The following is a 16,937-nucleotide window of genomic DNA, read 5'->3' on the forward strand; positions in this document are numbered from 1 at the left end:
GACCGGGTGGGATCGGGGCGGACGGGAGGTCACATCAGCGGGGTCAGAAAGCGGCGCAGCGTCTCTTCGTAGGACTGCGGGTCGGCGTTCCACATGGCTGCGTGCGGGGCGCGCTGGACCGTGTGGAGGGAGATCAGGTCGGTGCGGCTGTCGGCGAGGCGGCGGGAGAGGGCCCAGGGGGCCACCGTGTCGTCGGGGCCGTGGAAGATCAGCGTCGGCACCGAGAGCCGGCCGGGGTCGGCGGCGTCGGTGATGCGGTCGCCGTGCAGCCCGGTGCGGCCCTGTGCGGCGCGGACAGCCAGCGGCAGCAGGGCACCCGGGGTGCGCCGGGCCGAGGCCAGGGCGCGCAGCGTGGTCTCCCAGCTGAGCACCGGGGAGTCCAGGACGAGCCCCGAGACGCGCTCACGCAGCCCCGAGTGGGCGGCGGCGCGCAGCGCCATGGTGGCGCCGGTGGACCAGCCGTGCAGGACGACCTGCTTGGCGCCGTGGCGCACGGCGTAGCGGATCGCCGCGTCCAGGTCGCGCCACTCGGTCTCGCCGAGGTGGTTCAGGCCGTCCGGGGAGCGGGGGGCGCCGAGGTCGCCGCGGTAGGCGGGGGCCAGCACCGGGAAGCCGCGGCGGCCCAGGAACTCCATGAGGTTCATGGCGTGCTCGCGGGTGGTGCCGAGGCCGTGCACCGCGATGATCCAGATGTCCCGTACGCCGGGCACGAACCAGGCGGGCAGGGAGCCGAGTTCGCCGGGTATGTCGACGTCGGCGTGGTCCAGGCCGAGGGCGGCGCCGGGGTCGCCGACGTACACGTTCGGAGTGAGCCACACCTTGTCGCCGGGCTCGAGGGTGCCGTGGGTGACGCGTTCCAGGCGGCGTACGACGGTGTCGGCGGAGTGGTTCGCCGCGCCGAGGACGGGCCCGACGACGGCGTGCGAGGCGTCGCCGGTGAGGCCGTAGGTGCCGGGGCGCAGGGAGGCCAGGGCCCGGGTGAGCGCGATCTGGCCCGCCGCCGTCGCATGCACGGTGAGCCGGGGTTCGCCGGGCAGGGGCCGTCCTGGTGCCACCTTCAGCGCGGCGTCGCTGGCGAACCGTCCGGCGGCCACGCTGGCCGCGCCGGCCGCCAGGGCCACGGTGACGGCCGCGGCCGCCGTTTTGACAGTGCGCACGGGTTCAGTGTCCTGGCGGACCCGGCTGTCGGCCAGCCGGGGGACATGGTCGCGGCTGATCGAAGGCGACCGGCGGGGCAATCGGCGACCGGTGCCCCGACACCCCTCTCAGCCCCGCTGCCCATACTCCCGCAGCTTCTCCCCCGCCTCCCGCAGCTGTTCCTCCGACAGCAGGCTCGGGGACAGGCCCGGTACCGAGGAGGCCGTGAGCCAGAGGCGGCACATCCACTCGAGTTGGGCTGTGCGGTCGTAGGCCTGGTCGAGGGTGGTGCCGTAGGCCATCGTGCCGTGGTTCTGGAGGAGGCAGGCGGAGCGGTCGGTCAGGGCCTGGAGCATGTTCTCGGCCAACTCGTCGGTGCCGTACGTCGCATATGGGGCGACTCGGACGGGTCCGCCGAGCGCCCCGGTCATGTAGTGGATCACCGGGAGCTCGGTGACGAGGGTGGAGACGGCCGTGGCGTGGACGGCGTGGGTGTGCACGACGGCGCGGGCGTCGGTCGTGCGGTGGACGGCGAGATGCATGGGCAGCTCGCTGGTCGGGACGAGGGTGCCGAGCACCTGCCGGCCGTCGAGGTCGACGCCGGTCACGTCGTCCGGCGTGAGGCGGTCATAAGGCACGCCCGAGGGCGTGACCAGGACCGTGTCCCCGACGCGCAGGGAGACATTGCCGGACGTGCCGACGACCAGACCGTCGGCCACGGTCCGACGGGCGGTGGCGACCAGCTCCTCCCAGGCGCGCACCTCCTCCTGGAGCGCATCCCTCCCCCACGGGTCCCCCACAACCTGCGACTCCTCCCGGGCCTCCCGCCCGTCTCCCTGATCCCGCCGCTGCTCAGCCATGCCGCGATCCTGCCAGGCGCGGCGTCAACCCGCCGTCAGGCGGGGGCACTTTAGGGCGGAGGACCGACCTCCGGAAGGGTGCATACAGGCACATACACCCCTCACCCCCCGGCTTGGCCGGAGATCGATGAGCATTCAAGGACGTTCCAGTACTCTCCGGGGGATTTGACGCGCATGTCGCCATTCCGGGGGGAAATATGGCTCGTGATCGCAAACCGTTCCGTCGCCGCGCCCATGTGATAGCGGCCTCCGTGACGGCGTTGACCGTCGGGGGAATCGCCCTCACCGAGGTTCCGGCCTTCGCCGCGAGCAAGCCGAAGGGACACGACGTCTCCTCGCACCAGAAGAACGTCGACTGGCGGAGCGCGGCGAGCAAGGGCGCCAAGTTCGTCTACGTCAAGGCGACCGAGTCCCACACCTACCGCAACCCGTACTTCGGCCAGCAGTACAACGGCTCGCGCACCGCGGGCCTGATCCGCGGGGCCTACCACTTCGCGCTGCCCAACAAGTCGTCGGGCAAGACCCAGGCCGCCCATTTCGTGCGCAACGGCGGCGCCTGGCGGGCGGACGGCTGGACTCTGCCGCCGGCGCTCGACATCGAGTACAACCCGTACGACAAGCGGCACAAGTGCTACAACATGAGCAACTCCAGGATGGTCGTCTGGATCAAGTCGTTCAGCAACGAGGTCAAGCGGCTCACCGGACGCCGCCCCGTGATCTACACGACCGCTCACTGGTGGAACGCGTGCACGGGCAGCAGCCGGGCCTTCGCCTCGGACCATGCGCTGTGGGTCGCCCGCTACAACTCCTCGACGGCGGGAACGCTGCCGGCGGGCTGGGGGGCCTGGACGTTCTGGCAGTACGACAACAGCGGCAGCCTGCCGGGTGACCAGAATCTCTTCAATGGGTCCCTGTCCCAGCTGAAGAAGTTTGCCCGAGGCTCCTAACCCTTGGGCCGTCTGGGCCGCGCGGGTTCGACGGTGCGACAACCGTCACGCCAGGACACCGTGCGGCCCTGCCCAGTTCATCTTCCGTTCACTCAGGTTACCTACGTTCAACCGGCCAACGACCTCGAACGATTGCCTGGGTAAATGGAAAGCTTCTCGCTGATCCTCGCGATTGTGGTGATCACCGCTCTCGCGTTTGATTTCACGAACGGTTTCCACGACACCGCCAACGCGATGGCCACGACCATCTCGACCGGTGCGCTCAGACCCAAGGTCGCGGTGGCGATGTCCGCCGTCCTCAACCTCGTCGGCGCCTTCCTCTCGGTGGAGGTCGCCAACACCATCTCCAAGGGTCTCGTCGACGAGACCGGCATACGTCCCGAGGTCATCTTCGCCGCCCTGGTCGGCGCGATTCTCTGGAACCTGCTGACCTGGCTGGTCGGTCTCCCGTCCAGTTCCTCGCACGCGCTCATGGGCGGTCTGATCGGCGCCACCATCGCCTCGGCCGGCGTCGGCGCGGTCCACGGCGACGTGCTCGTCACCAAGGTGCTGATCCCGGCGATCGCCGCCCCGCTCGTCGCGGGCATCGCCGCACTGCTCGCCACCCGCCTGTCGTATTCCCTGGGCTCCCTCGGCAAGGACGCCGACGGCAAGGCCGCCGCGAAGGGCTACCGCGCCGGGCAGATCGCCTCCGCCGGTCTGGTCTCGCTGGCCCACGGCACCAATGACGCGCAGAAGACGATGGGCATCATCACCCTCGCCCTGGTCACCGGCGGCGCGATCGCCCCCGGCTCGAACCCTCCCACCTGGGTGATCCTCTCCGCGGGCGTGGCCATCGCACTCGGCACCTACCTCGGCGGCTGGCGCATCATCCGCACCATGGGCAAGGGCCTGACCGACCTCCAGCCGCAGCAGGGCTTCGCCGCCCAGACCAGCGCGGCCACGGTCATCCTGGCCTCCTCCCACCTCGGCTTCTCCCTCTCCACCACGCACTCCGTCTCCGGCGCGGTGATGGGCGCGGGCCTCGGCCGCAAGGGTGGCGTCGTCCGCTGGTCCACGGCCACCCGGATGTTCGTCGCCTGGGGCCTGACGCTGCCGGCGGCGGCGCTGGTCGGCGCGATCGCGGAGTACGTGACGGGCTTCGGCAGCTGGGGCACCGCCCTGGTCGCCGTCTTCCTGATCGCCTCCAGCGCCGCGATCTGGCAGCGCTCCCGCCGCGAGGTCGTCGACCACACGAACGTCAACGACACGACGGAGGAACCGGCCGGCGTCGTGACGACGGCGATCGCCGCGGTGACCCCGCCGCCCGCGGGCACCGCGACCGACGAGCTGACGGCCACGATCCCCGCCCCGGCCTCCGAACCGGCGCCTTCGCAGGCCAAGGTCTGACCCCCACCCGGTTTCCCCAGAAAGCGAAAGCAGCAACATGAAGATCGACTGGGCGGCCCTCGGCTCCGTCTTCGGCGTCAGCCTCGTGGTCACCGTGGCCCTCGTGTCCCTGTTCACCCTCGGCGTCGCAGGCCTCTCCCGCCGCGAACGCGCCGTGTCCCAGGGCGACTCCGCCGCGCTCGCGGTCACCGGCGCGTACACCTGCTTCGCGGCCTGCGCGGCGGCGGTGGGCTACGGGATCTATCTGATCGTCGCGTGACACGCGGAGCGTGAAAGCACCCGGGGTGCGGGACGGACCACCGTCCCGCGCCCCACGCGTGTGTGGGCCTCAGCACACTCTCCCGCCGCAGGTCAACGGCAAGTTGACGGCCCTTCCAACCCCATGGTGGACTGCCGGGGCCATGTACGGCGGCAGAAGAGGAAGCCGGTGTGAGTCCGGCGCGGTCCCGCCACTGTCACCGGGGTAGAAAGCCCCGGGAGCCAGGAACTCTCGCCGCCGGTCTCGTCGAACCAGGGCGTGGACACCCTGAGTGAGGACATATCGCGATGCTCGGCTGCCGTTCGAGGTGCAGTACCAGGTCTCTGTCTGACCCCGCGGTCGGCTGAGCTCCATGCGTGCCGATCGCGTCTTCGCGTACGGCGCCGCCGCCGGACTCCTCGGCGACCTGCTGCTCGGCGATCCGCGCCGGGGGCATCCGGTCGCCGCGTTCGGGCGGGCCGCCGGGGCCGTGGAAAAGGTGTTGTGGCGCGACCATCGCGGGTGGGGCGCGCTGCACACCGCCGTCTGCGCCGGTGGCGCCGTGGCCGTCGGGGCGCTCGCCGCCCGTGTCGTACGTACGTCTCCCGCCGCCTCCGTCGCCCTGACCGGCACGGCCACCTGGGCGGTCGTCGGGGGGACTTCGCTCGCCCGGGAGGCCCGGGGCATCGGGCGTGCCCTGGATGCGGGGGACGTCGAGGGGGCGCGGGCACGGCTGCCGCATCTGTGCGGGCGGGATCCGCAGGCGCTCGATGCGGACGGGATCGCTCGGGCCGTTGTGGAGTCCGTCGCCGAGAACACCTCCGATGCCGTCGTGGGGGCGCTGGTGTGGGGCGCTGTGGGGGGCGTTCCCGGGCTCGTCGGGTTCCGGGCCGTGAACACGCTCGACGCCATGGTGGGGCACAGATCGCCCAAGTACCGGCGGTACGGCTGGGCTTCGGCGCGGCTCGACGACGTGGCGGGGTGGCCGGGATCGCGGCTGACCGCCGTACTCGCCGCCGTCGCCGGCGGTGACCCCCGCGGGGCCGTACGAGCCTGGCGCGCCGATGCCGCCAAGCACCCGAGCCCCAACGCCGGGCCCGTGGAGGCCTCGTTCGCGGGGGCGCTGGGCGTGCGGCTGGGCGGGACGCTGTCGTACGGCGGACGGGTCGAGCACCGGCCCGTGCTGAACGGGGCCGGGCGGACCGTCGGTACGCAGGACATCGAAGCGGCCGTACGACTGTCCAGGCGCGTCGGCTGGCTCGCGCTCGGCGTCTGTGTCGCCGCGCGCCGCATCGTGAAGGGGCGTACCTCATGACAGGCGGTGGTCTCCTCGTCGCCGGCACCACCTCCGACGCCGGCAAGAGCGTCGTCACCGCCGGGATCTGCCGGTGGCTGGTGCGGCAGGGCGTCAAGGTCGCGCCGTTCAAGGCGCAGAACATGTCCCTCAATTCGTTCGTGACCCGGGAAGGCGCGGAGATCGGGCGGGCGCAGGCCATGCAGGCGCAGGCCTGTCGCGTCGAGCCGACCGCGCTGATGAATCCCGTGCTGCTCAAGCCGGGTGGCGAGCAGAGCAGTCAGGTCGTGCTCATGGGGAAGCCCGTGGGGGAGCTGAGTGCTCGGGGGTATCACGGGGGGCGGCAGGAGCGGCTGCTCGGGACCGTGCTCGACTGTCTTGCCGAGTTGCGGGGCACGTATGACGCGGTGATCTGCGAGGGGGCCGGCTCTCCGGCCGAGATCAATCTGCGGCGGACCGACATCGTCAACATGGGCATCGCCCGCAATGCCGGGCTGCCGGTGCTCGTCGTCGGCGACATCGACCGCGGCGGCGTCTTCGCCTCCTTCTTCGGCACGGTGGCGCTGCTGTCCCCCGAGGACCAGGCACTCGTCGCCGGGTTTCTCGTCAACAAGTTCCGCGGCGACGTCTCGCTGCTCGAACCCGGGCTCGACATGCTGCACGACCTCACGGGGCGGCGGACGTACGGCGTCCTGCCCTTCCGGCACGGGCTCGGCATCGACGAGGAGGACGGGCTGCGGGTGTCCCTGCGGGGGACGGTCCGGGAATCGCAGGTCTCCTCCCCCGTCGGCGAGGACGTGCTGCGGGTCGCCGTCTGCGCCGTCCCGCTCATGTCCAACTTCACCGACGTCGACGCCCTCGCCGCCGAACCCGGCGTCGTGGTGCGGTTCGTGGACCGTCCGGAGGAGCTGGCGGACGCGGATCTGGTGGTGATCCCGGGTACTCGGGGAACCGTCCGCGCGCTGGAGTGGCTGCGGGAGCGCGGCCTCGCGGATGCCCTCGTCCGGAGGGCCGCCGAACAGCGGCCCGTCCTCGGTATCTGCGGTGGGTTCCAAGTCCTCGGCGAGCACATCGAGGACGAGGTCGAGAGCCGGCGCGGGCAGGTCGAGGGCCTCGGGGTGCTGCCCGTCCGGGTGCGGTTCGCCCGGGAGAAGACCCTCACCCGGCCTGTCGGCGCGGCTCTCGGCGAGCGCGTCGAGGGGTACGAGATCCATCACGGGGTCGCCGAAGTCTACGGCGGGGAACCCTTCTTGGACGGCTGCCGGGTCGGCCAGACCTGGGGTACGCACTGGCACGGCTCGCTGGAGTCGGACGGTTTCCGGCGGGCCTTCCTGCGTGAGGTGGCCGGCGCCGCGGGCCGCCGCTTCGTGCCGGCCCCCGACACGTCGTTCGCCGCGCTGCGCGAGGAGCAACTCGACCGGCTCGGCGATCTGATCGAACAGCACGCGGACACGGACGCGCTCTGGGGGCTCATCGAGTCCGGCGCGCCGCAAGGACTGCCTTTCATTCCACCGGGAGCGCCCGCATGAGCACAGTGTTGTTGTTGTCGACCGCCGACACGGATCTGTTGGCGGCCCGGGCCGCTTCCGGTGCCGACTACCGGATCGGCAACCCGACCCGTGTGGACGTCGACCAGGAACTCCCCGGCCTCATCGGGGCCGCGGACATCGCCGTCGTACGGCTGCTGGGGGGCAAACGGGCCTGGGAGGACGGGCTCGCCGCGCTCAAGGCGTCCGGCATTCCCACCGTGCTGCTCGGTGGAGAGGCCGTGCCCGACGCGGAGTTGATGGCCGAGTCCTCCGTGCCCGCGGGTGTGGTGGCGGAGGCTCTGCGGTACCTCGTCGAGGGCGGGCCCGCCAACCTCACCGAGCTGGCGCGGTTCCTGTCCGACACCGTGCTGCTGACGGGTGAGGGGTTCGTCGAGCCGCAGAAGATGCCCGAGTACGGCGTCCATGGCGAGCGTTCTCTTGTCGCGGGCCGGCCCACCGTCGGTGTGCTCTTCTACCGGGCCCATGAGCTCAGCGGCAACACCTCCTTCGTCGACACGCTCTGCGACGCGATCGAGGCGCGAGGCGCCAACGCCCTTCCCGTGTACTGCGGTTCACTGCGCGGGGCCGACGCCGGGCTGTACGAGATCCTCGCGAAGGCCGACGCCCTGGTCGCCACCGTCCTCGCCGCCGGCGGCACGCACGCCTCGCAGGCCTCGGCAGGCGGTGACGAGGAGGCCTGGGACATCGGGGCGCTCGCCGACCTCGATGTGCCGGTGCTGCAAGGACTTTGCCTTACGTCGTCGAGGGCCGTGTGGGACGAGTCCGACGCCGCCCTCTCCCCCATGGACGCGGCGATGCAGGTCGCGATCCCGGAGTTCGACGGGCGGCTCATCACGGTCCCCTTCTCCTTCAAGGAGCAGGGCCCGGACGACGTCCCCGTGTACGTCGCCGACCCCGAGCGAGCCGCGCGGGTCGCCGGGATCGCCGTACGACACGCGCGCCTCAAGCACAAAGCCAACTCCGACAAGAAGCTCGCGCTCGTCTTCACCGCGTACCCGACGAAGCACTCGCGCGTGGGCAACGCGGTCGGCCTCGACACGCCCGCCTCGGCCATTCAGGTGCTGGACGCCCTCAAGGACGCCGGATACAGCCTGACCGAATACCCCGACAACGGCGACGAGTTGATCCACCGGCTCATCGAGGCAGGCGGTCACGACGTCGAGTGGCTGACCGAGGACCAGCTGGCCTCCGCGCCCGCGCGCGTCCCGCTCGCCGACTACCGGGCCTGGTTCGACAAGCTGGACCCGGAACTCCGGGACGCCATGCTGGAGGCGTGGAGCGAGCCGCCGGGCTCGCTGTACGTCGACGGGGACGACATCGTGCTCGCCTCGCTCCAGTTCGGGAACGTCGTCGTCATGATCCAGCCGCCGCGCGGCTTCGGCGAGAACCCGATCGCGATCTATCACGACCCGGACATGCCGCCGTCCCACCACTACATGGCGGCGTACCGATGGCTGGAGAACAGCTTCGGCGCGGACGCCATCGTGCACATGGGCAAGCACGGCACGATGGAGTGGCTGCCGGGCAAGGGGCTCGGCCTCAGCGGAGGCTGCGCGCCGGACGCCGTGCTCGGTGAACTCCCGCTGATCTACCCGTTCATCGTCAACGACCCGGGCGAGGGCACCCAGGCCAAGCGCCGCGGCCACGCCACCGTCGTCGACCACCTCGTACCGCCGATGGCCCGTGCCGACACATACGGCGACCTGGCCAAGCTGGAGCAGCTGCTCGACGAGTACGCGCTGGTCTCCGACCTGGACCCGACGAAGGCACCGGCGGTCCGCGCGCAGATCTGGACGCTGGTCAAGGCGGCCGAGCTGCACCACGACCTGCATGTGGACGACCAGCCGGACGACGACGCGTTCGACGAGTTCGTCATGCACATCGACGGCTATCTGTGCGAGATCAAGGACGTGCAGATCCGCGACGGGCTGCACATCCTGGGCGGCGGACCGGTCGGCGAGCCGCGCGTGAACCTCGTGCTCGCCGTGCTGCGCGCCTCACAGGTGTGGGGCGGACAGGCGAACGCCCTGCCGGGGCTCAGGGCTTCCCTCGCCGCCCATTTCGGGCTCAGCGAGAAGGAGTTGCTGGCCGAGCCGGGGGCTCCGTTGAAGGTTCCGGTGGAGCTGTCGGACCTCGTGGGAGGTCCCTCCCGTTCCGCCGCCGACGCGATCGACCTGCTGGAGCAGCTGTGCCGGCGGATGGCGGAGGGGATGGAGGAGCGCAACTGGGCGGTCTCGGAAGCTCGTTCGCTGGCCGCCGACGTCCTCGGCACCGAACTCCCGGACGCCGTAGCCGTGTTGGAGTTCGCCTGCACCGAGGTCGTGCCGCGGCTCGCCCGCACCACCGACGAGATCGGGCACATCCTCAAGGCCCTCGACGGCGGATACGTCCCTGCCGGCCCCTCCGGCTCCCCCACCCGCGGTCTCGTCAACGTCCTGCCGACCGGCCGCAACTTCTACTCCGTCGACCCCAAGGCCATCCCGTCCAGGCTGAGTTGGGAGGTGGGGCAGTCCCTTGCGGACTCGCTGGTGCAGCGGTACCTCCAGGACACCGGCGAGTACCCGAAGTCCGTCGGCCTGACGGTCTGGGGTACGTCCGCGATGCGCACCCAGGGCGACGACATCGCCGAGATCCTCGCGCTGCTCGGCTGCCGACCGGTGTGGGACGATGCCTCGCGCCGTGTGACGGGCTTCGAGATCGTGCCCCTCACCGAGCTGGGCCGTCCTCGCATCGACGTCACGGTCCGTATCTCCGGCTTCTTCCGGGACGCGTTCCCGCATGTGGTCGGGCTGATCGACGACGCCGTACGCAAGGTCGCCGAACTGGACGAGCCCGCCGACCAGAACTACGTACGCGCCCATGCCGACGCGGACACCGCCGAGCACGGCGACCGACGGCGCGCGACGGCCCGTGTCTTCGGCTCGAAGCCGGGTGCGTACGGCGCCGGGCTGCTCCCGCTCATCGACGCCCGCAACTGGCGGTCGGATGCGGACCTCGCCGAGGTGTACGCCGTCTGGGGCGGCTACGCCTACGGGCGCGGGCTCGACGGGCGGGCGGCGCGCGGGGACATGGAGACGGCGTTCAGGCGGATCGCGGTCGCCGCGAAGAACGTCGACACACGCGAGCACGATCTCGTCGACGCCGACGACTACTTCCAGTACCACGGCGGCATGGTGGCCATGGTGCGCCATCTGACGGGCACCAGCCCCGAGGCGTACGTCGGCGACTCCGCCACGCCGGACCAGGTCAAGACCCGGACGCTGGGCGAGGAGACGCACCGGGTATTCCGGGCGCGGGTGGTCAACCCGCGCTGGATGAGTGCCATGAGGAGGCACGGCTACAAGGGTGCCTTCGAGATGGCGGCGACCGTGGACTACCTCTTCGGGTACGACGCCACGGCCGGGGTCGTGGACGACTGGATGTACGAGAAGTTGTCGGCCGAGTACGTCTTCGACCCGGAGAACCAGGAGTTCATGAAGCGATCGAATCCCTGGGCGCTGAGGGGCATCACCGAGCGCTTGCTGGAGGCGGCTGACCGAGGGCTCTGGGCGGAGCCGGACCAGGAGACCCTGGACCGGCTCCGGGCGACCTACCTCGAGCTTGAGGGAGATCTGGAGGGAGACCAGTGATCTCCCTGGGAACCCCCGCGTCGGCGGGGAGCAAGCAGCGATCCGCCGTCACGGATACAACGGCGCCGGACCACCCCCGCGTCGGCGGGGAGCTGGGTCACAGCTTGTCAGCCGTGCACTGCGCACCCGGCCGCCTCCGACAGCAGTCCTTCGAAGGAGTGATCCAGGCATGAGCATGCCTTTCCCATTCACAGCCGTCGTCGGACAGGACAATCTGCGCTTGGCGCTGCTCCTCAACGCGGTCAGTCCAGCAGTGGGCGGTGTGCTGGTGCGCGGTGAGAAGGGCACGGCCAAGTCGACGGCGGTGCGGGCGCTTTCGGTGCTGCTGCCGGAGGTGGACGTGGTCGCCGGGTGCCGTTTCTCCTGCGACCCGGGTGCGCCCGACCCTGGCTGCCCCGACGGACCGCACGAGACCGGCAGCGGTACCACGCGTCCGGCCCGTATGGTCGAGCTGCCCGTCGGCGCGTCCGAGGACCGGCTCGTCGGCGCGCTCGACATCGAGCGGGCGCTCGCCGAGGGCGTCAAGGCCTTCGAGCCCGGCCTGCTCGCGGACGCGCACCGCGGAATCCTCTACGTCGACGAGGTCAACCTTCTCCACGACCACCTGGTCGACCTGCTCCTGGACGCGGCCGCGATGGGTGCGTCGTATGTCGAGCGGGAGGGGGTTTCGGTCCGGCACGCCGCGCGTTTCCTGCTCGTCGGGACCATGAACCCCGAAGAGGGCGAGCTGCGGCCGCAGTTGCTCGACCGGTTCGGGCTGACCGTGGAGGTCGCGGCGTCGCGGGAGCCGGAGCAGCGGGTGGAGGTCGTACGGCGCAGGCTCGCCTACGACGACGATCCGGCCGGTTTCGCGGCCCGTTGGGCGGACGAGGAGGCGGCGGTACGTCAACGCATCGTCGCCGCACGGGAGTTGCTGCCGTCGGTGCGGCTCGGCGACGGGGCGCTGCGGCAGATCGCGGCGACCTGTGCCGCCTTCGAGGTGGACGGCATGCGGGCCGACATCGTGATGGCGCGAACGGCCACCGCGCTCGCGGCGTGGGCCGGGCGGACCGAGGTGCTGGCGGAGGACGTACGGCAGGCCGCGCTGCTCGCGCTGCCGCACCGGCGGCGACGGAATCCCTTTGACGCGCCGGGACTTGACGAGGACAAGCTCGACGAGACGCTGGAGGAGTTCTCCGGCGACGGCGACCACGATCCCGATCCCGATCCTGATGACGGTGGGCCAGGTCCGGGCGGGGGTGGCGGGGAGCCTGCTCCGGACGAGGATCCGCAGGGTGGTGACACGGGCGCTCGGCCCGAGGCCGGTGACGATGGCGAGCCGCAGGCCTCCGGCGCCGGGGAGCAGTCGGCCGTACGGGCCTCCGAACCGTTTCGTACGAAGGTGCTGAGCGTCCCCGGTATCGGGCAGGGTGCCGCCGGGCGGCGTTCGCGGGCGCGGACCGAGCACGGGCGGACGACGGGGGCGCGGCGGCCACGGGGGGCGCTGACCAAGCTGCATCTGGCGGCGACCGTGCAGGCGGCGGCGCCGCATCAGCGGGCGCGTGGGCGGGTCGGGCGTGGGCTCGTCGTGCGGCGGGACGATCTGCGGCAGGCGACGCGGGAGGGGCGCGAGGGGAATCTCGTGCTGTTCGTCGTCGACGCGTCCGGGTCGATGGCGGCGCGGCAGCGGATGAGTGCCGTGAAGGGTGCTGTGGTGTCGCTGCTGCTCGATGCGTATCAGCGGCGGGACAAGGTGGGGTTGGTGACGTTCCGGGGGGCGAGCGCGGAGGTGGCTCTGCCGCCGACCTCGTCCGTGGATGCGGCTGCGGCTCGGCTGGAGACATTGCCCACCGGTGGGCGTACACCGTTGGCCGTGGGGCTGCTCAAGGCGCATGACGTGCTGCGGGTGGAGCGGCTGCGGGATCCCGCTCGGCGGGCGCTGGTTGTGGTGGTGACGGACGGGCGGGCCACCGGTGGGCCGGAGCCGGTGGTGCTGGCGGGGCGTGCGGCTCGGTTGTTCGCGGCCGAGGGGATCGCTTCGGTGGTGGTCGACTGCGAGTCCGGGCCGGTGCGGCTGGGGCTCGCCGGGCAGCTTGCCGGTGAGCTGGGGGGTACGGCCGTGACGCTGGACGAGCTGCGGGCGGACTCCATCGCCGGGCTGGTGAAGGACGTACAGAGGAGGGCCGCGTAATGCCTCAGGGGCAGCCGAGTGTCGTGCCGGACGATGGGCTGACGACTCGTCAGCGGCGTAATCGGCCGTTGGTGGTGGTGCACACCGGGGTCGGGAAGGGCAAGTCGACCGCTGCTTTCGGGCTGGCGCTCAGGGCCTGGAATCAGGGGTGGCCCATCGGGGTGTTCCAGTTCGTCAAGTCGGCCAAGTGGAAGGTCGGCGAGGAGCGGGCGCTTCGGGTGCTCGGGGACTCCGGTGAGGGTGGATCCGTCGCCTGGCACAAGATGGGCGAGGGGTGGTCCTGGGTGCAGCGGGACTCCCAGATGGACAACGAGGAGAAGGCGCGCGAGGGCTGGGAGCAGGTCAAGCGGGATCTGGCCGCCGAGACGTACCAGCTGTACGTGCTGGATGAGTTCGCCTATCCCCTGCACTGGGGGTGGGTCGACGTCGATGAGGTCGTGGCTGTGCTGCGGGACCGGCCGGGGACCCAGCATGTCGTGATCACCGGGCGGAACGCGCCCGAGAAGCTCGTCGATTTCGCCGATCTCGTGACCGACATGTCCAAGGTCAAGCATCCGATGGACGTCGGGCAGAAGGGGCAGAGAGGCATCGAGTGGTGATGTCTGTTCCTCGGGTGGTCGTCGCCGCGCCGTCGTCGGGCAGCGGTAAGACCACCGTTGCCACGGGGTTGATGGCCGCGTTCGCTGCGCGGGGGCTTGTTGTGTCTCCGCACAAGGTGGGGCCGGACTACATCGATCCCGGGTATCACGCGCTGGCGACCGGGCGGGTGGGGCGGAATCTCGATGCGTATCTGTGCGGGCCGGAGTTGATCGGGCCGTTGTTCGTGCATGGGGCGCGGGGGTGTGACATCGCCGTGGTCGAGGGGGTGATGGGGCTGTATGACGGGGCCGCGGGGGAGGGTGAGCTGGCGTCGACCGCGCATGTGGCGAAGTTGCTGCGGGCGCCGGTGGTGTTGGTTGTCGATGCGTCGTCGCAGTCGCGGTCCGTGGCGGCGTTGGTGCATGGGTTTGTGTCTTGGGATCCGGAGGTTCGGGTCGGGGGCGTGATCCTGAACAAGGTGGCTTCGGATCGGCATGAGGAGTTGTTGCGGGAGGCGTTGGAGTCGGTGGGGGTGCCGGTTCTGGGTGTGTTGAGGCGGGCGCCGCAGGTGGACACGCCTTCGCGGCATTTGGGGTTGGTTCCGGTTGCGGAGCGGCGGGGGGAGGCGGAGGCGGCTGTTGCGGCGATGGGTGCGCAGGTCTCCGACGGGTGCGATCTGGATGCGGTGGTGGCGCTGGCGCGGAGTGCGGGGGCGTTGGCTTGTGCGGGCTGGGATGCGGCTGAGGTCCTGGCTTCTTCGCCCCCGCCGCCCCTACCCGTCCCATCCTCCAGGGGCTCCGCCCCTTCGACCCCGCCAGAGGGCTCCGCCCCCTGGACCCCCGCGGGGCTTCGCCCCTGCACCCCACCGGGGCTTCCCCCCCGCACCCCACCGGGGCTTCCCCCCGCACCCCACCGGGGCTTCCCCCCGCACCCCACCGGGGCTTCGCCCCCGGACCCCTACCGGGGCTTCGCCCCTGGACCCCATCGGCCTTCGGCCTCGTCCTCAAACGCCGGACGGGCTGGATGATGCCGGACTGGACTTGAAAGCTCCCGTGGTCGCCGTCGCCGGAGGCCCCGCCTTCACCTTCTCCTACGCCGAGCACACCGAGCTGCTTGCGGCCGCTGGCGCGGAAGTCGTCGTCTTCGATCCCCTCCGCGATGAACAACTCCCTGACGGCACCTGCGGGTTGGTCATCGGGGGCGGGTTCCCCGAGGTGTACGCCGCTGAGCTGTCCGCCAACGAACCCCTGCGCAAAGCCGTCGCCGCCCTCGCAGAGTCCGGTGCTCCTGTCGCCGCCGAATGTGCTGGGCTGCTCTATCTGTGCCGGGAGTTGGATGGGCTGCCCATGTGCGGGGTGCTCGATGCGGCCGGCCGGATGAGCGGGCGGCTCACGCTCGGGTATCGGGATGCTGTTGCCGTGAGTGACAGTGTGATCGCGGGCGCGGGCGTGCGGATGCGGGGGCATGAGTTTCATCGGACGGTCGTCGAGCCGGGGGCGGGGGCCGCTCCCGCATGGGGTGTGCGTGCTCCTCGGCGGCGGGTCGAAGGTTTCGTACAACAGGGTGTGCATGCGAGTTATCTGCACACGCACTGGGCGTCCGAGCCCGGTGTCGCCCGTCGGTTCGTGGAGAGGTGCCGGACGTCATGAGCAGCAGCAGGTTGATCGGAGTCGGGGTGGGTCCCGGCGATCCGGAGCTGGTGACCGTCAAGGGCGTCAATGCTCTGCGTGCCGCCGATGTCGTCGTCGTGCCGGTGATGGATACCGGTGAGCGGGGGCGGGCCGAGGCCACCGTCTTGCATTACGTGCCCGTGGAGAAAGTCGTGCGGGTTGTCTTCGCGCTGAACGAGCGGAGCGATCGGGGGCGGCGTGAGGCCGCCTGGGATGCTGCCGGGGAGCGGGTGGCCCGACTCCTCACGACGTACGGGGCCGTTGCCTTCGCCACCATCGGGGATCCCAACGTCTACTCGACGTTCACCTATCTCGCGCAGACCATCGGCGAGTTGGTGCCGGGGGTGGTCGTGGAGACCGTGCCCGGGATCACCGCCATGCAGGATCTCGCCTCGCGGTCGGGGGCCGTGCTCACCGAGGGGACCGAGCCGCTCACGCTCGTGCCGGTGACCGCGGGGGCCGCCGTGCTCAAGGACGCGCTGGCCGGGCCGGGGACCGTCGTCGCGTACAAGTTCGGGCGGCAGGCCGGGGAGGTCGCCGAGGCGCTCAGGGAGACCGGGCGGCTGGGCGACGCCGTATGGGGGTCGGCGCTCGGGCTGCCGGAGGAGTCCGTGCGGCCTGCCGCCGAGCTCGACGGTGCACCTCTCCCCTATCTGTCGACGCTGATCGCGCCCGCGCGGCGCGACGGCGGGCGGGGCGGCAAGCTGTGAACCGCCGTGGTCTGTCCCGCTCAGCCGGAGATGCCCACCACCAGCCAGATGAACGCCGCTCCGGCGACCGTGCAGAGCAGGGTCGAGCGGGCGGGGCGCAGGTGGTGGGCCTCGGGAAGGATCTCGGACGCGGCGAGGTAGAGCAGTGCGCCGCCGAACAGGCCGAGGTAGTAGCCGAGCAGTTCCTCCGGGATGGTGAACAGGAGCGTCGAGGCCGCGCCTACGACGGGGGCCGCCGCGTCCGCCACCAGCATGGCGAGCGCCCGGCGGCGGGCGTTCCCGTACAGGCGGGTGATCGTGTACGTGTTGAAGCCGTCCGCGAAGTCGTGCGCGATGACGGCGAGCGCGACCGCCACCCCCATGTCCCCGCCGACCTGGAACGCGGCGCCGATCGCGATGCCGTCCATGGCGCTGTGCCCGACCATCGCGGCCCCCGCCGACAGGCCCACCTCGGGTGTCCGGCCGTTCGGCTCGTGCGCCGCGCGTGCGGCCAGCAGCCGTTGCGCCAGGTGGGCGAGGAGGAAACCCGCCACGAAGAGCACCAGGGCCGCCGGTACGCCGAAGACGTCCGCGTCCGCCGCGTCCAGCGCCTCCGGCAGCAGGTCCAGGCCGACCACGCCCAGCATCAGACCGCCGGCCAGGCCCAGGACCAGATGACGGCGGTCGGTCACGCGCTGTGCCGTCCAGCCGCCGGCCAGCGTCATCAGGAACGCGCCGAGCGCGACGAAGACCGCCATAGGGCTTTGCTATCCGATCACCCTGCG

Annotated in this window: 12 protein-coding genes, 2 pseudogenes and 1 riboswitch; of the genes and pseudogenes, 11 read left to right on the forward strand and 3 right to left on the reverse strand. The window is 71.2% G+C overall.

Annotated elements, in window-relative coordinates:
- Positions 1-29: 29 nt before the first annotated feature.
- Entirely contained in the window at positions 30-1,157 is a 1,128-nt protein-coding gene (locus QQY66_RS10275; protein ID WP_301978830.1) for an alpha/beta hydrolase, read from the reverse strand.
- Between the two features lie 108 nt (positions 1,158-1,265).
- On the reverse strand, positions 1,266-1,997 hold the full coding sequence (locus QQY66_RS10280) for a class II aldolase/adducin family protein (protein ID WP_301978831.1): 732 nt from the start codon (positions 1,995-1,997) through the stop codon (positions 1,266-1,268).
- Positions 1,998-2,194: 197 nt separating this feature from the next.
- Here QQY66_RS10280 and QQY66_RS10285 point away from each other — a divergent pair, with 197 nt between their 5' ends.
- The 11 genes and pseudogenes from QQY66_RS10285 to cobI all read left to right on the forward strand — a co-directional run bounded on the left by QQY66_RS10285 (position 2,195) and on the right by cobI (position 16,173).
- A complete protein-coding gene (locus QQY66_RS10285; protein WP_301978832.1) occupies positions 2,195-2,944 on the forward strand; it encodes a lysozyme in 750 nt (249 codons plus the stop codon).
- Positions 2,945-3,088: 144 nt separating this feature from the next.
- Positions 3,089-4,333 carry an inorganic phosphate transporter gene (locus QQY66_RS10290; protein ID WP_301978833.1) on the forward strand — a complete coding sequence of 415 codons (1,245 nt, stop codon included), beginning with the start codon at positions 3,089-3,091 and terminating at the stop codon, positions 4,331-4,333.
- Between the two features lie 37 nt (positions 4,334-4,370).
- Positions 4,371-4,592 carry a hypothetical protein gene (locus QQY66_RS10295; protein ID WP_301978834.1) on the forward strand — a complete coding sequence of 74 codons (222 nt, stop codon included), beginning with the start codon at positions 4,371-4,373 and terminating at the stop codon, positions 4,590-4,592.
- A gap of 118 nt (positions 4,593-4,710) precedes the next feature.
- Positions 4,711-4,843: riboswitch (cobalamin riboswitch) on the forward strand.
- 101 nt (positions 4,844-4,944) lie between these two features.
- Positions 4,945-5,886, forward strand: a complete 942-nt coding sequence (locus QQY66_RS10300; RefSeq protein ID WP_301978835.1) for a cobalamin biosynthesis protein — start codon at positions 4,945-4,947, stop codon at positions 5,884-5,886.
- Positions 5,883-7,394: a cobyric acid synthase gene (locus QQY66_RS10305; RefSeq protein ID WP_301978836.1), complete on the forward strand. Its 1,512-nt coding sequence runs from the start codon at positions 5,883-5,885 to the stop codon at positions 7,392-7,394. The genes QQY66_RS10300 and QQY66_RS10305 overlap by 4 nt, the downstream gene beginning before the upstream one ends.
- Entirely contained in the window at positions 7,391-11,044 is a 3,654-nt protein-coding gene (cobN, locus tag QQY66_RS10310; RefSeq protein ID WP_301978837.1) for a cobaltochelatase subunit CobN, read from the forward strand. The genes QQY66_RS10305 and cobN overlap by 4 nt, the downstream gene beginning before the upstream one ends.
- 169 nt (positions 11,045-11,213) lie before the next feature.
- Positions 11,214-13,214 carry a putative cobaltochelatase gene (locus tag QQY66_RS10315; RefSeq protein ID WP_301978838.1) on the forward strand — a complete coding sequence of 667 codons (2,001 nt, stop codon included), beginning with the start codon at positions 11,214-11,216 and terminating at the stop codon, positions 13,212-13,214.
- A complete protein-coding gene (gene cobO, locus QQY66_RS10320) occupies positions 13,214-13,813 on the forward strand; it encodes a cob(I)yrinic acid a,c-diamide adenosyltransferase (RefSeq protein ID WP_301978839.1) in 600 nt (199 codons plus the stop codon). The genes QQY66_RS10315 and cobO overlap by 1 nt, the downstream gene beginning before the upstream one ends.
- Positions 13,813-14,598: pseudogene (locus QQY66_RS50275) on the forward strand (cobyrinate a,c-diamide synthase); the annotation flags it as partial. The gene cobO and the pseudogene QQY66_RS50275, both read left to right, overlap by 1 nt.
- Positions 14,599-14,755: 157 nt before the next feature.
- Positions 14,756-15,442, forward strand: a pseudogene (locus QQY66_RS50280) (cobyrinic acid a,c-diamide synthase); the annotation flags it as partial.
- A complete protein-coding gene (gene cobI, locus QQY66_RS10330; RefSeq protein ID WP_301978840.1) occupies positions 15,427-16,173 on the forward strand; it encodes a precorrin-2 C(20)-methyltransferase in 747 nt (248 codons plus the stop codon). The pseudogene QQY66_RS50280 and the gene cobI, both read left to right, overlap by 16 nt.
- Positions 16,174-16,193: 20 nt before the next feature.
- Here the strand turns inward: cobI and QQY66_RS10335 are convergent, their stop codons facing one another.
- Entirely contained in the window at positions 16,194-16,910 is a 717-nt protein-coding gene (locus QQY66_RS10335; protein WP_301978841.1) for a ZIP family metal transporter, read from the reverse strand.
- Positions 16,911-16,937: the final 27 nt, after the last annotated feature.

The sequence above is a fragment of the Streptomyces sp. DG2A-72 genome (genome assembly GCF_030499575.1).
Classification (GTDB): domain Bacteria; phylum Actinomycetota; class Actinomycetes; order Streptomycetales; family Streptomycetaceae; genus Streptomyces.

Bases quoted from the DNA above. Each gene is read 5' to 3' on its own strand.
- QQY66_RS10280 (WP_301978831.1), bottom strand. From the start codon at position 1,997: ATGGCTGAGCAGCGGCGGGATCAGGGAGACGGGCGGGAGGCCCGGGAG.
- QQY66_RS10285 (WP_301978832.1), top strand. From the start codon at position 2,195: ATGGCTCGTGATCGCAAACCGTTCCGTCGCCGCGCCCATGTGATAGCG.
- QQY66_RS10290 (WP_301978833.1), top strand. From the start codon at position 3,089: ATGGAAAGCTTCTCGCTGATCCTCGCGATTGTGGTGATCACCGCTCTC.
- QQY66_RS10295 (WP_301978834.1), top strand. From the start codon at position 4,371: ATGAAGATCGACTGGGCGGCCCTCGGCTCCGTCTTCGGCGTCAGCCTC.
- QQY66_RS10300 (WP_301978835.1), top strand. From the start codon at position 4,945: ATGCGTGCCGATCGCGTCTTCGCGTACGGCGCCGCCGCCGGACTCCTC.
- QQY66_RS10305 (WP_301978836.1), top strand. From the start codon at position 5,883: ATGACAGGCGGTGGTCTCCTCGTCGCCGGCACCACCTCCGACGCCGGC.
- cobN (WP_301978837.1), top strand. From the start codon at position 7,391: ATGAGCACAGTGTTGTTGTTGTCGACCGCCGACACGGATCTGTTGGCG.
- QQY66_RS10315 (WP_301978838.1), top strand. From the start codon at position 11,214: ATGAGCATGCCTTTCCCATTCACAGCCGTCGTCGGACAGGACAATCTG.
- cobO (WP_301978839.1), top strand. From the start codon at position 13,214: ATGCCTCAGGGGCAGCCGAGTGTCGTGCCGGACGATGGGCTGACGACT.
- QQY66_RS10335 (WP_301978841.1), bottom strand. From the start codon at position 16,910: ATGGCGGTCTTCGTCGCGCTCGGCGCGTTCCTGATGACGCTGGCCGGC.